19 protein-coding genes are annotated in these 17,565 nt (G+C 32.7%); 17 read left to right on the top strand and 2 right to left on the bottom strand.

What is annotated here, in order from left to right:
- Positions 1-33: 33 nt before the first annotated feature.
- The 8 genes from NK213_RS05050 to NK213_RS05015 all read left to right on the top strand — a co-directional run bounded on the left by NK213_RS05050 (position 34) and on the right by NK213_RS05015 (position 6,967).
- Positions 34-693, top strand: coding sequence for a response regulator transcription factor (locus NK213_RS05050; protein ID WP_253347358.1), 660 nt, complete (start codon positions 34-36; stop codon positions 691-693).
- Positions 694-707: 14 nt separating this feature from the next.
- Positions 708-2,345 (top strand): HAMP domain-containing sensor histidine kinase, encoded by a 1,638-nt coding sequence (locus NK213_RS05045; protein ID WP_253347356.1) that lies wholly within the window; start codon positions 708-710, stop codon positions 2,343-2,345.
- Between the two features lie 94 nt (positions 2,346-2,439).
- Positions 2,440-3,189, top strand: a complete 750-nt coding sequence (locus tag NK213_RS05040; protein ID WP_253347354.1) for a 5'-methylthioadenosine/adenosylhomocysteine nucleosidase — start codon at positions 2,440-2,442, stop codon at positions 3,187-3,189.
- Positions 3,190-3,390: 201 nt separating this feature from the next.
- On the top strand, positions 3,391-3,900 hold the full coding sequence (locus tag NK213_RS05035) for a DUF6756 family protein (RefSeq protein ID WP_253347352.1): 510 nt from the start codon (positions 3,391-3,393) through the stop codon (positions 3,898-3,900).
- Between the two features lie 107 nt (positions 3,901-4,007).
- Positions 4,008-4,487: a hypothetical protein gene (locus NK213_RS05030; protein ID WP_253347350.1), complete on the top strand. Its 480-nt coding sequence runs from the start codon at positions 4,008-4,010 to the stop codon at positions 4,485-4,487.
- A gap of 193 nt (positions 4,488-4,680) precedes the next feature.
- Positions 4,681-5,325, top strand: a complete 645-nt coding sequence (locus tag NK213_RS05025) for a hypothetical protein (RefSeq protein WP_253347348.1) — start codon at positions 4,681-4,683, stop codon at positions 5,323-5,325.
- 34 nt (positions 5,326-5,359) lie between these two features.
- Positions 5,360-5,824 (top strand): hypothetical protein, encoded by a 465-nt coding sequence (locus NK213_RS05020; protein ID WP_253347346.1) that lies wholly within the window; start codon positions 5,360-5,362, stop codon positions 5,822-5,824.
- 156 nt (positions 5,825-5,980) lie between these two features.
- A complete protein-coding gene (locus NK213_RS05015; protein WP_253347343.1) occupies positions 5,981-6,967 on the top strand; it encodes an HAD family phosphatase in 987 nt (328 codons plus the stop codon).
- Between the two features lie 199 nt (positions 6,968-7,166).
- Here the strand turns inward: NK213_RS05015 and NK213_RS05010 are convergent, their stop codons facing one another.
- Both NK213_RS05010 and NK213_RS05005 read right to left on the bottom strand, forming a co-directional pair.
- Positions 7,167-8,075, bottom strand: a complete 909-nt coding sequence (locus NK213_RS05010; protein WP_253347341.1) for a hypothetical protein — start codon at positions 8,073-8,075, stop codon at positions 7,167-7,169.
- 24 nt (positions 8,076-8,099) lie between these two features.
- Complete coding sequence (locus NK213_RS05005) at positions 8,100-9,011, bottom strand: radical SAM protein (protein WP_253347339.1); 912 nt, start codon at positions 9,009-9,011, stop codon at positions 8,100-8,102.
- A 173-nt stretch (positions 9,012-9,184) separates the two neighbouring features.
- Between NK213_RS05005 and NK213_RS05000 the strand changes: the two genes are divergently transcribed.
- The 9 genes from NK213_RS05000 to argF all read left to right on the top strand — a co-directional run bounded on the left by NK213_RS05000 (position 9,185) and on the right by argF (position 17,533).
- Positions 9,185-9,904, top strand: coding sequence for a hypothetical protein (locus NK213_RS05000; protein WP_253347336.1), 720 nt, complete (start codon positions 9,185-9,187; stop codon positions 9,902-9,904).
- A gap of 92 nt (positions 9,905-9,996) precedes the next feature.
- Entirely contained in the window at positions 9,997-10,359 is a 363-nt protein-coding gene (locus NK213_RS04995) for a DUF488 domain-containing protein (RefSeq protein WP_253347334.1), read from the top strand.
- A 78-nt stretch (positions 10,360-10,437) separates the two neighbouring features.
- Positions 10,438-11,151, top strand: a complete 714-nt coding sequence (locus NK213_RS04990) for a YARHG domain-containing protein (protein ID WP_253347333.1) — start codon at positions 10,438-10,440, stop codon at positions 11,149-11,151.
- 357 nt (positions 11,152-11,508) lie between these two features.
- On the top strand, positions 11,509-12,546 hold the full coding sequence (argC, locus tag NK213_RS04985) for an N-acetyl-gamma-glutamyl-phosphate reductase (RefSeq protein ID WP_253347332.1): 1,038 nt from the start codon (positions 11,509-11,511) through the stop codon (positions 12,544-12,546).
- A gap of 26 nt (positions 12,547-12,572) precedes the next feature.
- A complete protein-coding gene (locus NK213_RS04980; RefSeq protein ID WP_253347331.1) occupies positions 12,573-13,067 on the top strand; it encodes a GNAT family N-acetyltransferase in 495 nt (164 codons plus the stop codon).
- Between the two features lie 52 nt (positions 13,068-13,119).
- Positions 13,120-14,340 carry a bifunctional glutamate N-acetyltransferase/amino-acid acetyltransferase ArgJ gene (gene argJ, locus NK213_RS04975; RefSeq protein WP_253347330.1) on the top strand — a complete coding sequence of 407 codons (1,221 nt, stop codon included), beginning with the start codon at positions 13,120-13,122 and terminating at the stop codon, positions 14,338-14,340.
- A gap of 47 nt (positions 14,341-14,387) precedes the next feature.
- Entirely contained in the window at positions 14,388-15,263 is an 876-nt protein-coding gene (gene argB / locus NK213_RS04970; RefSeq protein ID WP_253347329.1) for an acetylglutamate kinase, read from the top strand.
- A gap of 83 nt (positions 15,264-15,346) precedes the next feature.
- Positions 15,347-16,510, top strand: coding sequence for an aspartate aminotransferase family protein (locus NK213_RS04965; RefSeq protein ID WP_253347328.1), 1,164 nt, complete (start codon positions 15,347-15,349; stop codon positions 16,508-16,510).
- 27 nt (positions 16,511-16,537) lie between these two features.
- Positions 16,538-17,533: an ornithine carbamoyltransferase gene (gene argF, locus NK213_RS04960; RefSeq protein WP_253347326.1), complete on the top strand. Its 996-nt coding sequence runs from the start codon at positions 16,538-16,540 to the stop codon at positions 17,531-17,533.
- Positions 17,534-17,565 lie beyond the last annotated feature (32 nt).

The raw sequence follows: 17,565 nt of genomic DNA, 5'->3' as shown, positions 1-17,565 counted from the left end.
TTTTTTGTTATATAATTTATTCGGAGGGCAAAAATGCTAAAAATATTAATAGTAGAAGACGAAAAAAAAATAAGGGAACTTTTAAAAATATATTTTCTGAGAGAAAATTATAAAGTAAGTGAGGCGGAAAACGGAAGAATTGCTTTGGAAAAGATGAAAGAAGAAGTATTTGATATAGTTTTGCTGGATATATACATGCCTGAGCTGGACGGCTTTGACACATGCAGGGAGATCAGGAAAACAAGCAATGTACCTGTAGTAATACTTACTGCTCTTTCAGACGACGAAAGCCAGCTTCTGGCATATGAAATAGGAGCTGATGATTTTATAATAAAGCCGTTTAAAAAGGATATACTTCTTGCTAAAATCAGAAGAATTGCAGAAAGAATCAGCGTGAATCAGCATAGTTATAAATTCGGCGGTCTGGAGATAGACAAGGACAGTTACAGGGTTCTTATAGACAGTAAAGAGATAAAGTTCGCACCGAAAGAATTTGAGATATTACTGTATCTCATTGAAAATAAAGGTATGATAAAAAGTCGGGATGATATTCTTATCCATATATGGGGATATGATTCTGAAGTTTTTGACAGAGTTGTAGATAATCATATAAAAAAAATAAGAAAAAAACTGGGGAATTACTCGGATTATGTAAAAACGGTAGTTTCAATAGGATACAAATTCGAAGTATAAGCTGAGAGGATATTATGAAGATAAATAAAAAGATATTTTCGGGTTATATGGTAATATTTTTAATCACCATAATAATTGGTTATCTGCTGGGAAAATATATTTTTCAGGAAATTTACGAATTCGGAAAAAAGACAGAGCTTAGATCACATATAAATAACCTGACACCGGATAATATAACAACAGGGAATCTGAAAAATATGGAAAAAAAACTGAAAGCAGATATTATAGCCTATGATGATAATTCTGAGCATAATATAAAAAGTAAATTTGAGAATATTACAGTAAAAAAAGACGGAAAAGAATATATAGTAATACTTGATAATCTTTCTGACGACCTGAATGAAAAAATAACTTTTAATATGACAAAGGATATTACTATAATCGGTTATGAAATTTTTGGAGAGGGGTATATTATTCCCATAAGGATAATTTATAACGAGAAAACGTACATTGATTATGAAATAAATCAGGAGATAGAAAAGAAACATTATACAGGTCTGATTACCCTTGAGAATGCACAGCTGGAAGCAGTTTCACTAAGAAATACACTGAAAGAGGATTTTCTTGAAATGGTTTTGGAGACATATGTACAGAATAGAGGCTTTAATGAAAGCTTTCAGTTCACACACAAAGATCCTCATGATGAAAAAGAAAGATATGAGGTAATAGTAAAGAAAGCCGGATTAAAAACTGTAATTCTGGTTTATTCTTATAAAAATGTCACAGTGTTATTTGATGAACTGAAAAGTTATTTTCTTTATCTGATTATAATAGGATTATGTCTTATATCTGTTTTGACAGTGCTTTTCACAAGGATTATCACAAGTCCTATACTAAAAATATCAAAAATAACAAATAAAATTACAAAATTAAATTTTGAAGAAAAACTTGATATAAAAAATAAAGATGAAATAGGGGAACTTGCTTCTGATATAAATAATCTCGCGGATACTCTGGGAAAAACACTAAAACAGCTCGAAGAGGATAAGAAAAATACAAAGGAACTTATGGGAAATCTTTCTCATGAATTCAAAACACCTCTCACTGTAATTTCCGGGTATGCTGATCTGCTCGAAGATGATTATGATAAAAAATATCTTGAAATAATCTCTGAGGAAGTAGACAGGCTTACTTTGCTTATAGAGGAGACTACAAGGGCTATGAGTCTTGACACTAAGATAGTAAATCTGAATATGGAAGTCTTTGATCTGAAAGAACTGGTATTGAATATAACAGAGAAATTCAGTGTTAATGTAAAAGATGATATAGAAGTAAGGAATAATTTGGAGTCAAGTCTTGTAAGAGCAGATAAGAATAAGCTGGAGCAGGTGATTTATAATTTTATTTCCAATGCATTGAGACATGCAAAGACTTATGTGGAAATTGAATTAAAGAAAATAGATAAAAAAGTGATTTTTTATGTAAGAAATGACGGGAAAAAATTAAGTGATGAAGAAAAAGAAAAAATATGGCTGAAATTTTTTAAAAGAGATGGTGAAAATGGCAGAAATTCGCATAGATCAGGGCTTGGTCTTTATATATCCAGAAGTATTCTTATGCTTCATGAATCAAAACATGGTGTAGAGAATACCGATGACGGGGTTATTTTTTATTTTTCGCTGGATGAATATACACAAAAACAGGATATTTAATAAAAATTTTTATATGACAGAAATTTTATATATGTTAGAATACAGAGAGAAAGAAAATAAAGTCTTTCAAAGATTTTAACTAATGGAGGAATTTATGAAAAAATTATTGCTGGCAGTTTTTGCATTCTTTTCATTTGGTGCATTTTCAGGGCCTGTGGGAATAATAGGAGCGATGGATAAAGAAGTAGCCGGACTAAAGAATGAAATTAAGGTAAAGGAAGTAAAGAATATCGGAGGAATTGAATTTTACACAGGGACTTTACAGGGAAAAGATGTAGTTTTGTTAAAGTCAGGTATAGGTAAAGTAAACTCGGCTATGGCAACGGATATTTTGATCAGGGAATTTAAGGCAGACAGAATAATTTTTACAGGTGTGGCAGGAGCTGTAAATAACAAGTTAAACGTAGGTGATGTGGTAATATCTACAGATCTTGTGGAACATGACTTTGACACCACTGCTTTCGGCGACAAGCCGGGAGATGTACCGGGATCAGATAACGGCAAGTTTTATGCTGATAAATCTTTGGTATCGCTTGCGGAAACTTCAGCTCAGAAAGTTCTTGGAAAAACACATGTATTCAAAGGAACTATAGCTACAGGAGATCAGTTTATAGCTGATAAAGAAAAGGTTAAGGTTCTTGAAGGAACATTTGGTGCATGGGCTGTGGAAATGGAAGGTGCTTCTGTAGCACATGTGGCTACATTTTATAAAGTTCCTTTTGTTGTTATCAGGGCAATATCTGATAAGGCAGATGGTTCGGCACATGTGACTTATGATGAGTTTTCAAATAAAGCAGCGGAAAATTCAATTAAAATAGTGAATGAAATGTTAAAAAAGATGTAGATTATATTATGGAAAGGCAGGGATTTTGATTTCTGTCTTTTTTATTTTGAAAATAAGGTTGATTATTTTATTGAAGTTGATTACAATATATTTGAGTTAAGTTTATAATATTTTAATTTGAAATTTTATTTTGATAGAAAAAGTGAAATAATTGTAGGATTAAAAGAGTAAAAAGATGGAAATAAAAAATTAGGAGAATAAATGAAAAGAAAATCCTGGACAATGTTCAGAAAGAATATAGAGGGCGTAATAGCTGAATTTGACCTTTTCCGCAGTTTTAAAAGTATTAACATTACACAAATTGAAAATATAGACAGAAGATTTATGCTGTCATTTGTAAAAAGCGGGAGACATAGCGCTAAATTTTACGGCTGGATATGGGAATGGCTGAAGGATGAAGAGCGTTGGGGGAAACATTCACCGGATTACAAAAAAACTTCGGAAATTATCAGATATACAGTTGGTGATACTGATGAGGATTTATATATTATATTTACGGAAACATACAGGGAGAGTCAGAAATTCTGGTATTACGAAGGGAAAATTGAAGCGATGATTACTGTTATTGAAGAAACAGCAGGTGTAGATGAATTTTATATTTTTGATAAAAAATTTACATGGCTTATTGGTCAAAATCATCATGATGTTATATTTGCCGCAGGAATTGAGAAAACTGCCGGATTAAAAAAAGGCTTTGAAATTTATGGATAAAGTGGTAAAGTATATATGAATCAGTAATTACAAAATTACTGAAAAAATATTTGAAGATAAATTTTGATGGTATACATTTTAGAATTAGAGAGCATTGGAGAGATAAAATGAAAAAAATACTGTTGTTTTTCCTGTTTTTATCACTGGCTGCTTTTAGCAGAGGCACATTTACCGATTTGAAATGGGGAGAAAATCCTGATGCAGTGGTAAGTGTACTTGGACAGGCAGACGAAATAGACGGGAATGAGATGGTTTATAATCATCTGAATTTTTTAGATATTACATTTGATAAATTATTTTTAGGATTCGCAGGAAATAAACTTGTTTACTGGGGCGGGACTACTAATGTCAACCTTGAGGAATTCAAGGGGCTTGCTTATTATTTTCGTGATAAGTATACTGCTAACTTTGATACTGAGGAAAGTGACAGTCTGATAGTATTTAAGTCTGTGAGCAAAAATAATACTGTTTTATTTATGATTGATAAAAGCACTATAAAAAATGATACTTTTAATATTGTTATTTCTGACATGACTGCGGAAGGACTTAAGTTTATAGATGATGCAGCGAAGAGCAGAGGTCAGTAAAGATCGTGATTATAGAATACACTCTGAAAGTTTTAGAAGAACAGACAGGGTGTTTTTTATTTGAGAGGAAAATACGGCAGATTTATTAAGCAGGCTGGTGTTAATACACATAATTAGTTTATATAGTTGAGAATTTTTTATGTCTGTGCTAAGATAAATTAAAAATTAAGAGCAGAGGAAAAGGATGTAAAATATGAAGTATACTGATATTATTAAGAAATTATTTGCTGTTTCCAATCCGAAGGGTTATAAAACAGAGGAAGTGGAAACAGTAAAAAAACTGTGTGGCGGGATTCCGCTGGTTCTTGAACAGTTTTACCTGAATTTAGGGTGTTCGGATGAGTTATTATATTTACAGGATGAATTAATATTGCCCGGAAAATATTCTGTTTTTCTAGATTATCAATATCTCGTATTTTTTAATGAAAATCAGGGTGTGTGTCAGGCTGGTATAGCCAGAAGTGATATTGGAAAAGAAAACCCGCCGGTTTATGTGGGATATGATAATAAAAAATGGATAAAAACAGCGGAAACATTATCTGGTTTTTTTACAGCAATGTATGGATATCAGGCAAGTTTGTGTCTGGAATATTCATCAGAGGCCTTTTACTGGATTTCAGAAGAGGATGTGCAGTTAATTAAACACAATTTTTTCAAAAGAGAGGAAGAATTAGAAAACTGGTTGTATTTTAGGGTTGAATTATATGAAAACGGTTCGAACGGGAGAATAGCATTAATGTATACCGGTGAAGATATACAAATGATGTATGCTGCAAATAATGAAGAAGATTTTAAGGAAATGCAGAGTATTTTGGGAAATATCGGAGAAATAATCTGACATATATAAATTAATATTAACAAAGGCAGGGAAAATGAAGTATATTTTTATAGATTTTGAAGGATGCAGATACTGGATTGAAGTTGACGACGAAGGCGGCGCTTTAAGGCAGATAATTACAGATGAAAAAAACAAGATATCAGTATCCTGTCTGGAACCTTGTCTTGCTGATCAATATGTCGATACAGAAAATGACTGTGTGAAAATAAATAAATTTGAATTTGAAGATATTTGGGAGAAAGCTGTTTTGCCTTACCGTGAAGTATGGAATGAGGAGAAACAGAAATATTTAACAGGTCAGAAAATAACAGGAACAATAAAATATTTTTATCCGCATGGTGCTATACTGGCTCTGGATAGTATGCTGGGATGTGCAGATATTGATGACTGTAATGGGAAACCATTGTATCCGGGATATAAAATAAGCGGGATTGTTTCAGGCTTTGATGAAGCAAATATGTGGATTTTGATAAGTGATTGTGAATTATGCATAAATTAATTTATTAGTTTCTTATTGTTATAAATATATTTTTATAAAAATTAAATACTCTAATTTACAAATTAATATATTCAGGGTATAATGTATCAATTGATTACAGGTTCAATAACGGGTTATGAATGGTATTATTTATATATTATATACGAGGAGACTGATATGAAAAAAACAATATTACTGATTATATTCATTCTTAGTTTATTTACCATATCTTACAGTAAATCATCTGATCCTTTGCCGAGCTGGAATGATACTGCTGTTAAGAAAAATATAATTTCTTACATTGAAAATATTACCAATACTAAAAGTCCGGATTATATTCCGGAGCAGGACAGAATAGCCGTTTTTGATAATGACGGTACTCTTTGGGCCGAAGAACCGATAATTCAGCTTTTATTTTCATTTTATAAAGTAAATAAGATGGCGGAAACAGATAAAAGTTTAGCTTCTGCACAGCCTTTTAAAGCTATTCTGAATAATGACAAAAAATATTTGGAAAATATGGATAAAAATGATCTTGTAAAATTAGTGCTAAAAACACAAACCGGGACAGACACTGTTGAATTCGAGAAGGAAGTAGCGGACTTTATTTACGGCACTACATATCCTAAGTTAAATATACCAATATATAAAACAGTTTATCAGCCGCAGATAGAATTAATTAACTATTTGAAGGAAAATAAGTTTAAAGTATATATTTGTTCAGGGGGAGATATAAATTTTATGCGTGCTGTAAGTCAGAAATTATACGGAATTTCTCCGGAAAATATAATAGGTTCTTATCCAAAATACAGTTATAATACTGATGAAAGTAGAGTTATAAGAGGAGCTGAAGTGGTCAGCAATAATGATAAGGAAGAAAAGCCGGCTAACATAGAGTTGTTTATAGGAAAGAAACCAGTTATTGCAGTAGGAAATATCGGGGGCGGGGGAGATATTTATATGCTTCACTATTCACAAAACGGTCAGAATATGAATCCTGAGAGTAAAAATTACAAGACACTTCAGATATTGATAAATCATGATGATGAAAAACGTGAGTTTAAGTATGCGGAAAAAGATAATATTTCCCTGAACTGGGCACAAAAATATAAATGGAATGTAGTAAGCATGAAAAATGACTGGAAACAGATATTTTCAAAATAAAGTATTAATTTAGCAGCGAATTATGTAAAAAATTATAATATTGGAATTTTTAAGTAAATCATTAATTAAGATTATTCTGGAAAAATAATATAAAAACTAAAAAAGGAACTGAAGAAATGTATATTCTATTTCTCACAGTTCCTTTTAAAATAAACATAAAAATATAATTCAGTTCTTATTTACAGTTATTCAGAAGTTTTTACCGCAGAAGAAAATCTTCTGTTAAAAATTTTTGTGTTTTTCTTTTTCCATTTATTGTAAGAATATAAATATACTCTCTGCATACGTAATTCCAGTACATATCAGTAATAATTCCGGTAATTGCAGGATTATTTCTTAAAATAACAATATCCCCGTGAGATAAAGGAGCAGGAATAAGCCTGAAAAGTTCGGGTTTAGTTTTGAATGTGTATTTATCATATTTTAGTAAGAGAGAATCTTTTTCTTCTTCAATACATTGAAATATTCCTCCATTTTCAAAAGCAGTATTTGTTTCATAAGGTTCTGCTAAAGAAAATTCTTTGAAAACAGCATTTTTATCACCAAGGTAATGTCCCCATAAATTAACAGGAGATATCTTACTCATTTTAATTTCGTCAAAAGTAAAGGGGAAATCATATTTATTCTTTATTAACTCAGGTTTATTTATTATCTTATATAAACTTCTTCTGACTTTGAAAGTCATTTTTTTATGTTTAAGTGTAACATATTTTCCATTATCATTCATACACTGAAAGATTTTGCCGTATGGTATCAGTTTTTTAAACTCTTTCAAATCATCCGGACTTATAAAATGATCTCCGTCTTCAGGAAACCACGGATAATAACCCCAGCTTCCTTTTAAATCTAATATAAAATCATCCTTTGCATATCTTTTGGTCTTACTTTTACCATTAATATGAATATAATATATTTGTTTTAGGTCTTTACCGTGAAATCCAACAGAAGATATAGTTCCGCCAATAGTAGGATATTTTTTCAGAATTACACTGCTGCCATATAACAGAATGTCTTTTTCTTCTTGTATGGCGGGTTCCTCGCAGAAATTGTCAGTATCAGAAAGTTTGGTATTATCACTTTCAGACAGAAATTTTTTTAATATTTTCATAAAAATCCTTTCTATATTTATAGATTAAAACAGCTTCAACTGCAAATCTTCTTTTTGGTTTCTTTTCATTTTTTCTTTCATTGGATTAGTATAGCTAAAAGAAATAGAATATTTATCCTTTACGGAGTTGATATTTTGATAAAGTTTAAATTTATACTCTTTTCTTTTTTCAGTATTATTATAAAGCATGTAGATGTCTTTATAGAGTTCGGGATAATTCCGAAGAATAAAATTAAAAAATGATTTCCGCGTTTCGCCTCTCAAATAAAGAATTCCGGGCAGTACATAATGAACATCACTTTCTTTGGCATAATAAAACAACGAATCAATATTTTCAAGACTGTCAGTAATATAAGGAATAATAGGCATAGTGTGCATTCCTACAGAAGCATTGGTTTTTCTGAAAGTTTTCAAAATATGGAATCTTTCCATCGGAGGTGAAGCATTGGTTTCGATCATGGAAGCAGTTTTTTTGTCAGTAACGGTAATAGTGGATGCGATATTTATATATGTCAGTCTTGATAATTCATCTATCAGATCAAAGTCTCTTAATATAAGTGTGGATTTAGTAGAAATAATTGCGGGATTCTTATGTTTGATAAGAAGTTTCAGTATTTCAGGCATTATTTTATTGCGTTCTTCCACAGCCTGATAGCTGTCCGTTACACCGCCTATATTTATTGTTTCGTGTTTCCATGATTTAGAACTGAGCTGTCTGTCCAGTTCTTCTACAATGTTGGTTTTTACATATATTTCATTAAAAAAGTCATCTGAATTGGAATTTATATATTTGTGGGAATAAAGTGCATAACAGTATTTGCAGTTATGAATACAGCCTCTGTATATATTCAGATCCCATTTATACGGAAAACCGCCGCTGACTTTATTCAGAGCAGATTTACATGTAATATTTTTATATTGGACAGTATTTTTCATATTAAAACCGCCTTTTTTAATTAATTTCTTAAATTTAGTATATCATTTTGACCATAGTTTGTAAATTTAATAAAATAGCAGTTTTAAAATGATTGACAAAATGTATAAATAATTATATTATTTTTAATAAGTGTGTTACAGGAAGGAATAATTAAATGATCTTGCAGGTTATATTGGTATTGATTATAATAATGATTATGATTTTTACATTTGTTTTTTTTATTATAAGTAAATCTCAGAAGAAGGGAAGATATGAAACAGATGAATATCTTCCGCACAAAAATTCTGGTTATTCAGCTCGGGAAAGAGAAGTTACAATAGAAACAGTAAGTATGAAACTTATAATATCTCCTTTGATTCTGACTTTTATTCTGATTTCTTTTTTATTTCTCACAATAATTATAGTAGAGGTTGAAATACCCGTGTTATCTGATATTGGAAAAGAAATTATGGATGATTATATTATGTGGCTGATGCAGTTTATATTTATACAAATGGCGTTTTTTATACTATTTGCTATATTTAAAAGAATAAGGATAACATCGGAAAACGGAGTTCTCTCTATAGACGGGAAAATGCAGAACATAAAATATTATCAGATAAAAAAAATATTTGCCGAAAATAATCTGGTTTATTTGAAAACAGATAGAAAACTATGGATTTTAATACCTTCCACGACAGAAGGACTTAGTAAATATCCGAGAAGAGATGTTCTGAAACAACAGACAGAAGAATTAAACAGTAATCTTGAAATAATAGAGAAACTTCTTTCAAACAGTGATGCGGAATATAAAAATTTTAGCAGTATCAGAAATCTTCTTTTTTGTTTTGGGGGAACATTTTTATTCTTGGCAGTGACATCAATAGGAATACTTATAAGTAAATATTACTGAAAATAAAAAGTATTATATTTTGAAACAGACAGAAATGAAAATCAAATAAAATCAGAGTTTGTGATATAAAAATATAAGGCAGGTGATATGATTTGAACAGCATTATATGTGAAAGGGTTTATGATTCTGAAATACAGGAAGGATACAGAATTCTGGCAGACCGCTTATGGCCCAGAGGAGTTAAAAAAGAAGAACTCCAATATGATATATGGTTTAAAGAGATTACACCGACACCGGAAATCAGAAAAGAATTCGGTCATAAGGAAGAAAATTTTGAGATATTTAAGAAAAAATATCTGAACGAGCTGAATATGAATCCCAAAAGAGAAGAATTCGTACAGCTGGTATCAGAGAAATTAAAAAAGGAAAATGTAATTTTGTTATACGCAGCAAAGGATACTGTTTTTAATCATGCTGTGATTTTGAAAGAGTGGCTTGAAGAAAAACTGAAATGAAAATAACAGTTTATAAAAAAGTACATTGCGGCAGAATAAACATCAGTAAAAGAAATAATATGAATATAAGGAGAAGAAATGAAAAAAGTAATTACAGCAAGCATATGTATAATGGTATTATTATTTACATCTGCATTTAGTGCAGAGGAGATTTACTGGGGAGGAGAAGACTTAGAAGGTGTAACCTTAAAAGATTTCAGGAAAGATACTGTCAGTGATATCTCCAAATATAAAGGTGAGTACCACTTTGGCGAATCAGAGGGAGAATCTACGCTCAAAATAATTGTAACACCGGCAGGGAAAGTATATGCACAGCTTTATTGGGCAGAGTATAATGTTAAAAAGAACAAATGGGATTTGATTGTAGATAATTATAATAATGTGAAAATAGAAGGAAATAAAATAGTCGTTTCAGGAATGAATGCAGAATTCATGATATACACCAAAGAAAATGTAAGGGGAGTACTGGAGACTGTTACTGAAAACGGAAAGAAAAGTTATGAATTCGGTAATTACAGCGGAGAGCTCTATATGCCGGGGAAATATCCGGAAATGTCCACAAGAGAGATTACAAAAGAAGAGCTTTCTAAAAAATCAAAAGAAGAATTAAAAATAATGAGAAATGAAGTTTATGCAAGATACAACATGAGTTTCAAAAAAGGCGGGGATATGGACAAGTATTTCTCAAAGCAGGACTGGTATTACAGCAATGTGGAAAATGCAGAGAAGTTTTTATCACAGCTGGAAAAGGATAATATAAAGCTTGTTCTTGAAATAGAGAAGCAAAAATAATTAAGAATTGTTTTTATATATGATTTCATTAAAAATCGATATACAAAACATATTGATTTTTCGAAAAAAATCTGATATACTTTTTTTATAATAAAAATATAAAAGAAAGAGTGGTGAGTGCAATGATTAAATTTATAAGAAGGATAAGGGAAAGAAATTTTAGAATTAAATACCCTTGTCATGACTAATTTAATCATTGTATATATAGAGATAGATGGATAAGTAATGTTAGTCAATGGCCCTAAAGCTGTTGACTTTTATTATAAATGCTAGATGAAATAAGTATATATGCGGAATCTTATGATGAATTGTCATAAGATTCCTTTTTTTATAAAAATAAAATCAGGAGGAAATAAAATGATAAAAGTAGGAGTGGTAGGAGCCACAGGTTATGCAGGACAGCAGCTTTTGTGGATTCTGAATATGCATAAGGAAACTGAAATAAAATTTATATCTTCAAACAGCTATGAAGGAAAGGATATTTCAGAAGTATACGGTAACTATAAAAAATATTTCGGGCAGAAACTTATCTCACAGGAAGAAGCGGGAACAAAACTTAGTGAAATAGATGTTTTATTTCTGGCTCTTCCCCACGGAATGTCTGAAAAGCTCGCAGGGCAGGCGTTGAAATCAGGAGTAAAAGTAATAGACCTTGGAGCGGATTTTCGTCTTGATGATTCTGAAACATATGAAAACTGGTACAAAGTAAAACATGAGACCCCTGAAATAAATAAACAGGCTGTCTACGGACTTCCTGAACTATACAGGGAAAAAATAAAAGAAAGCAGTATAATAGCTGCGCCGGGATGTTATCCCACATCGGCAATACTGGCATCAGCACCGTTATTAAAGAAAAATCTGGTAAAGACAGAAAATATAATTGTAGATTCCAAGTCAGGAGTTTCGGGAGCAGGAAGAGGATTAAAAACAGATTCGCTTTTTACAGAGGTAAATGAAAATTTCAAGGCATATAATCTGTTTATGCACAGACATACACCTGAAATAGAACAGGAAATGGGAAAGGCGGCAGGAAAGGAAACATCAGTAATCTTTACGCCACATCTGCTTCCTATAAACAGAGGAATACTTTCCACGCTGTATCTGGATATGACAGAGGAAATAACCGAGGAAGAGATTTATAAGATATATGAGGAATTCTACAAAGATGATTATTTTGTAAGAATAAGCAAAGAGCTTCCTGAAATTAAGAACATAAAAAATACAAATATTTGTGAGATAGGAATAAGGGCAGACATTAAGAAAAAGAAAATAATAGTAGTGTCTGTAATAGATAATCTCATAAAGGGTGCAGGAGGACAGGCTGTGCAGGCTATGAACATTATGTTCGGGCTTCCTGAAACAGAAGGACTGGACTATCTGTCTATGTATGTATAAAATTAAACTCAAAAGGCGGGATAAAAATGATTAGAAGTGTAAGATTAAGCGATGCCGGAGCAATAGCCGGAATATATAATTATTATGTAAAAGAAACAATGGTTACTTTTGAAACAGAGGAAATAGATATAAAAGAAATGGAAAAAAGAATAATGGAAACGCTGGAATACGGTTATCCGTTTATTGTTCATGAAGAAGAGGGAATCGTAACAGGTTATGCTTATGTAAGAAAATGGAGAGAACGGATATCACATAACAATACGCTGGAAACAAGTGTATATGTGGATAAAGATAAGAAAACAAAAGGAACTGGGAAAAAGCTTTATAACTCATTAATAGAAAAATGCAGAGAAGCAGGCTTTCATGTATTAATCGGAGTTTTGGCGAATACAAATACTGCGAGCAAAAAGCTTCATAAAAATACCGGATTTAAGAAAACAGGACATTTTAAAGAAGCGGCAAATAAATTCGGAAAGTTTATAGATGTGGAATTCTGGTCATTGATATTAAAAACTGCATGATAAATTAACAGTGTAAATTTTGGGATAATATATAAATTTAGGAGGATTAGGGATGGATGTAATTAAGAACGGAACAATTACAGATGTAAAAGGATTTAAGGCCGCCGGAATTACTGCGGGACTGAAAAAAAGCGGGAAAAAAGATCTGGCATTGATCTATAGCGAATATAAAGCAGTATCTGCCGCAGTATTTACGAAAAATATGGTAAAAGCTGCACCGATACTTGTGGACATGGAAAATATAAAATCGGAAAATACACAGGCAATTGTGGTAAACAGCGGGAATGCCAATGCGTGTACAGGAGAAAGCGGTTATATAAATGCAAAGAAAATGACAGAAGTAATTGCTGAAAAGCTGAATTTACTGCCGGCAGAAGTTTTGGTAGAGTCAACTGGAATTATAGGCGTGCAGATGGATATGGAGAAAGTAACGAAAGGGCTTGAAAGCGTGGTTGCCGAACTTAGCGAAGACGGAGGGCATAATGCCGGCGAAGCAATAATGACTACAGATACTTTTCCTAAGAATACAGCAGTAAAAATGAATATTGACGGAAAAGAAGTGACGATAGCCGGAATAGCCAAAGGATCCGGAATGATACATCCTAATATGGCAACAATGCTTGCATTTCTGGTCACAGACGTGAGTATAGATAAAAAACTGCTGCAAAAAGCATTTTCTGAAAGTACAGATGATTCTTACAATATGGTTTCAGTAGACGGAGATACAAGTACCAATGATATGGCAGGTATCCTTGCCAACGGTGCGGCCGAAAATACAAAAATAACTGATGAAAACAGTGAAGGATATAAGACTTTTAAGGAAGCTCTCAATTTTGTCAATAAAGAGCTTGCCAAATCTATAGCTAAAGACGGTGAAGGAGCAACAAAGCTCATAGAAGTAACTGCAAAAAATGCAAGAACAATGGAAGATGCCAAAAAAGTATCAAAATCTGTTGTTACTTCAAGCCTTTTTAAAGCAGCAGTATTTGGTTCAGATGCAAACTGGGGAAGAATATTATGTGCAGTGGGATATTCAGGTGCAGAGCTGATTGTGGATAAAATTGAGATATTTATAAAAGGGGAAAATCAGATGATTCAGGTGGCAAAAAACGGCATGGGAATAGAATTCAGCGAGGAAGAAGTGGAAAAAATACTAAAAGAGGAAAAAGTAGGAGTTATAGTTAATCTGAACGACGGTAATCATGATGCTACAGCATGGGGCTGTGATCTCACTTATGATTATGTAAAAATAAATGCTGATTACAGAACATAAAAAAATATTAATTTCATAAATAATACATAAATAAAAAAGGAGAAAAAATGATAAGCAATCATGAAAAAGCGGATATACTAATAGAAGCCCTGCCGTTTATACGAAAATATTACGGAAAGACAGTAGTAATAAAATACGGCGGAAGTGCAATGGCAGACGAGGAAATAAGGGAAGAATTCATAAAGGATGTCGTGCTTATGAAATATGTAGGAATAAACCCTGTAATTATCCATGGAGGCGGGCCTGAAATAAATCTTATGCTGAAAAAACTCGGGAAAGAAACCGAGTTTGTGGAAGGAAACAGAGTAAGTGATATTGAAACAGTGGAAGTAGCGGAAATGATCCTTTCAGCCAAGCTGAATAAAGGAATCGTGGCAGATATAAATAAGCACGGCGGGAAAGCTGTGGGATTGAGCGGAAAAGACGGCAATCTTATTCTTGCCAAGAAAAAGTACATAGAAAAAGATGATCAGAAGCTGGATATAGGTTTTGTCGGCGAGGTAGTGAAGATAAATCCCGAAATAATAGAGATACTTGCGGAAAAAGATTATATCCCGGTGATATCATCAATAGGTCAGGATCTCGAAGGAAATACCTATAATATCAATGCAGATTATGTAGCCGGTGAAATAGCAGGAGTTCTTAATGCATTCAGACTTTTATTCCTTACAGATGTAGACGGTATATTAAAAGATCATAATGATAAATCAACTTTGATACCTGAAATAAGTAAAGCAGAGGTGCAAAAACTGATAGATGAAGGAATTGTCACAGGGGGGATGCTGCCTAAGGTAAATACCTGCCTAAATGCTGTTAATAAAGGTGTAAAAAATGTTATAATACTAAATGGAAAAGTAAAACATTCGATCCTTCTGGAACTGTTTACATATGAAGGATTCGGTACTATGATAAAAAGTGACTGATCTTCCTGATAATTAAGGTACAGAATGTTTATGTCAGAGAAGCAGTAAAAAAATATAACGAACTAGATAATTAAGGAGGAAATATGCTATTAAATGTATATAACAGGTTTAATGTAAGTTTTGTAAAAGGAAAAGGTGTGTATCTTTATGATGATCAGGGAAACGAATACCTTGATTTTGTATCGGGAATAGCTGTAAACTGTCTCGGACATGCTCATCCTGTCATAGCAAATGCTTTGAAAAAACAAGGGGAAACTCTTATACATATATCAAATTTATATCACAGTAATGCTCAGACTAAGCTCGTAGAAAAGCTTACAGGCTTAAGCGAACATGAAAGAGTATTCTTTTCAAACAGCGGAACTGAGGCTATAGAACTGGCTATAAAAATAGGAAGAAAATACGGGAACAGCATTGATAAAAATAAAACAGAAATAATTTACATGAAAGATTCATTTCATGGAAGAAGTACAGGTTCTCTTGCAATTACAGGACAGAAAAAATATCAGGAACCTTTCGAACCGCTTTTGCCTAATGTTACAGAATGTTTATTTAATGATACAGAGGATTTGAAATCAAAGGTAAATAAAAATACTTGTGCGGTAATACTGGAACCTGTTCAGGGGGAAAGCGGCATACAAACAGCAGCTCCTGAATTCCTGAAAGCTCTGAAAGAACTTTGTGATGAGAATAATGCTCTTTTGATATTCGACGAAATTCAGTGCGGAATGGGAAGAATGGGAACATTATTTGCTTATGAACAGCTAGGTGTAGTACCTGATATTGTTACTATAGCAAAGGCACTGGGAGGAGGAGTACCTATCGGTGCATGCCTGACTAAAGGAAAAGCCAATGATGTAATGGTACCCGGAGACCACGGCTCTACATACGGCGGTAATCCGCTGGTATGTGCTGTTGCCTATGATGTTCTTACGGAACTTGTGGATAATAAAGTCATTGAAGGAGTAAAGGCTAAAGGGGAATATGCTATAGAAAAACTTAATAAATTAAAAGATAAATATAAACTGGTGGAAGAAATAAGAGGAACAGGACTTCTTATAGGGATAAAGCTGGATGAAAGCGTAACAGCGAGAGATTTTGCAAATAAGGCATTTGAGAATAAATTCCTTCTTATTCCCGCAGGAAATAACGTTTTGAGATATTTTCCGCCGTTGAATGTTACTTTGGAAGAAATAGACAAGTCAATTGAAAAAATGGAAGAAATACTGAATATATTTGAAAAATAAAATTTTTAGAAAAGAAGAGGTGAGCTTATGCTGAAAAAAAAGTCATTTTTGAAACTGCTGGATTTTACAAAAGAGGAACTTGAGTATTTGTTGAATTTATCAAAAAAACTAAAGGAAGATAAGAAAAATAATGCTGAAATGAAAAAATTAAGCGGTAAAAATATAGCACTGATATTTGAGAAAACATCTACAAGAACAAGATGTGCATTCGAGGTAGCAGCTTTTGACCAGGGAGCAAATGTAACTTATATAGGACCTTCCACTTCACAGATAGGGGATAAGGAATCTATTGAGGATACTGCAAGGGTACTCGGCAGATTTTATGACGGGCTGGAATACAGAGGATACGGACAGGAAATAGTGGAGACGCTGGCTGAATACGCAGGTGTGCCTGTATGGAACGGTTTGACCACAGAATCACATCCTACTCAGGTACTGGCAGACTTTATGACTATACTTGAGCATAAAGGCAGTCTTACAGGAATAAAATTCGCATTTATGGGTGACGGAAGAAATAATGTAGCAAACTCTCTTATGATAGGCGCGGCTAAGTTTGGTATGGACTTTAGAATTGTTGCCCCGAAAGAGCTTTTCCCCAATGAGGAACTGGTGAAAAAGGCCAAAGAACTGGCGGCAGAATCAGGAGGAATGATCACGCTTACTGAAAATCCAGAGGAGGGAGTAAGTGACTGTGATGTAATATATACAGATGTATGGGTGTCAATGGGAGAAGATGAAAGCATATGGAAAGACAGAATCGAACAGCTAAAGCCATATCAGGTAAACAGCGCTCTTGTGAAAAATGCCAAGGATGACTATCTGTTTATGCATTGTCTTCCGGCTTTTCATGATATAAAAACAAAAACAGGAGAAAAAATGTATGAGAAATTCGGGATCACTGAAATGGAAGTTACTGATGAAGTTTTTGTAAGTGAGAATTCAGTTGTTTTTGATGAGGCGGAAAACAGAATGCATACTATAAAAGCTGTTATGGTGGCTACTCTTGGAGAAGTAAGCAGTTAATTTTTTATACAGAAGTTATCAGAAATGGTAGC

The organism is Sebaldella sp. S0638 (assembly GCF_024158605.1).
Classification (GTDB): Bacteria; Fusobacteriota; Fusobacteriia; order Fusobacteriales; family Leptotrichiaceae; genus Sebaldella.
Note: the sequence above shows the minus strand (reverse complement) of the source record. Positions and strands in the feature narration are given on the sequence as shown.

Bases quoted from the DNA above. Each gene is read 5' to 3' on its own strand.
- NK213_RS05050 (WP_253347358.1), top strand. From the start codon at position 34: ATGCTAAAAATATTAATAGTAGAAGACGAAAAAAAAATAAGGGAACTT.
- NK213_RS05045 (WP_253347356.1), top strand. From the start codon at position 708: ATGAAGATAAATAAAAAGATATTTTCGGGTTATATGGTAATATTTTTA.
- NK213_RS05040 (WP_253347354.1), top strand. From the start codon at position 2,440: ATGAAAAAATTATTGCTGGCAGTTTTTGCATTCTTTTCATTTGGTGCA.
- NK213_RS05035 (WP_253347352.1), top strand. From the start codon at position 3,391: ATGAAAAGAAAATCCTGGACAATGTTCAGAAAGAATATAGAGGGCGTA.
- NK213_RS05030 (WP_253347350.1), top strand. From the start codon at position 4,008: ATGAAAAAAATACTGTTGTTTTTCCTGTTTTTATCACTGGCTGCTTTT.
- NK213_RS05025 (WP_253347348.1), top strand. From the start codon at position 4,681: ATGAAGTATACTGATATTATTAAGAAATTATTTGCTGTTTCCAATCCG.
- NK213_RS05020 (WP_253347346.1), top strand. From the start codon at position 5,360: ATGAAGTATATTTTTATAGATTTTGAAGGATGCAGATACTGGATTGAA.
- NK213_RS05015 (WP_253347343.1), top strand. From the start codon at position 5,981: ATGAAAAAAACAATATTACTGATTATATTCATTCTTAGTTTATTTACC.
- NK213_RS05010 (WP_253347341.1), bottom strand. From the start codon at position 8,075: ATGAAAATATTAAAAAAATTTCTGTCTGAAAGTGATAATACCAAACTT.
- NK213_RS05005 (WP_253347339.1), bottom strand. From the start codon at position 9,011: ATGAAAAATACTGTCCAATATAAAAATATTACATGTAAATCTGCTCTG.
- NK213_RS04990 (WP_253347333.1), top strand. From the start codon at position 10,438: ATGAAAAAAGTAATTACAGCAAGCATATGTATAATGGTATTATTATTT.
- argC (WP_253347332.1), top strand. From the start codon at position 11,509: ATGATAAAAGTAGGAGTGGTAGGAGCCACAGGTTATGCAGGACAGCAG.
- NK213_RS04980 (WP_253347331.1), top strand. From the start codon at position 12,573: ATGATTAGAAGTGTAAGATTAAGCGATGCCGGAGCAATAGCCGGAATA.
- argJ (WP_253347330.1), top strand. From the start codon at position 13,120: ATGGATGTAATTAAGAACGGAACAATTACAGATGTAAAAGGATTTAAG.
- argB (WP_253347329.1), top strand. From the start codon at position 14,388: ATGATAAGCAATCATGAAAAAGCGGATATACTAATAGAAGCCCTGCCG.
- NK213_RS04965 (WP_253347328.1), top strand. From the start codon at position 15,347: ATGCTATTAAATGTATATAACAGGTTTAATGTAAGTTTTGTAAAAGGA.
- argF (WP_253347326.1), top strand. From the start codon at position 16,538: ATGCTGAAAAAAAAGTCATTTTTGAAACTGCTGGATTTTACAAAAGAG.